We start from the raw sequence: 951 nt of genomic DNA, 5'->3' as shown, positions 1-951 counted from the left end.
GCCCAGGGGCAGGCCGAAGGGGTCCGGCCCCAAGTCGCGCGGGCGCACCCGCGAGCAGGAGCTCGAGGAGCGCTGCCGAAGGCTCGAGACCGAGGTGGCCTACCTAAAAAAATTGCGTGCCCTGGTCGAGAGGGACGGGCTCTGACCAGGGCGAAGGTCGAGGCCGTGAGCGCCCTGCGCGCGGAGGGGTGGAAGCTGGGGAGCCTGCTGGAATGCGCCGGCCTGGCCCGGTCCAGCTACTATTACGCGCTGTCGCACCCGGCCAGGCCGACGCGCCCGGAGCTGCGGGACGCGGTGGCGGAGATCTTCTCGCGCACGGCCAACGGGTGCGGCCACCGCCAGGTCGCCATGTGCCTGCGCGCCGAGCTGGGCGCGCGCATAGCCAACAAGACCGTGCTCAAGATGATGCGGGAGATGGGGGTCCGCTGCGGCATCCGCCGCGAGACCGACTACCATAGGTACAACTCGTACAGGGGGGTCGTGGGCGAGACGTTCGAGAACGTCATCGGGCGCGACTTCGCCGCCGACGGGCCGTGGCAGAAGATGGGCACCGACGTTACCGAGTTCAAGCAGCCCTGGGGCAAGGCCTACTTCGCGCCGGTGTACGACTTCGGCAGCAAGGAGATAGTCGCGTGGTCGACGTCGACCAGCCCGGACATGGCGCAGCAGGCCGAGCTGCTCGACCAGCTGCTGGCGAAGATGCCCGAGGGCGCGACGCCGGTGCTCCACAGCGACATGGGCTGGCAGTACCAGCACGCCGCATGGTGCGGGAGGCTGAAGGACGCCGGGATCGTCCAGAGCATGTCCAGAAAGGGAAACTGCATCGACAACGGCGCCACCGAGCAGGTCTTCGGCCACATGAAGGACGAGTTCTTCCGGGGAAGGACATGGCCCGACTTCGAGTCCTTCAAGGCGGACCTGGACGCGTACGTCGCCCATTGGAACACGAGG

Annotated in this window: 1 protein-coding gene; it reads left to right on the top strand. The window is 68.0% G+C overall.

What is annotated here, in order from left to right; translation table 11 throughout:
• Window positions 1-165: 165 nt before the first annotated feature.
• The coding region (locus ACTQ1S_RS09335; RefSeq protein ID WP_441547567.1) for an IS3 family transposase at window positions 166-951 on the top strand (786 nt) is incomplete at its 3' end.

It is taken from the genome of Collinsella sp. LCP21S3_D3 (assembly GCF_052118305.1).
Lineage (GTDB): Bacteria > Actinomycetota > Coriobacteriia > Coriobacteriales > Coriobacteriaceae > Collinsella.
This window is presented reverse-complemented; position numbering and strand designations above follow the sequence as displayed.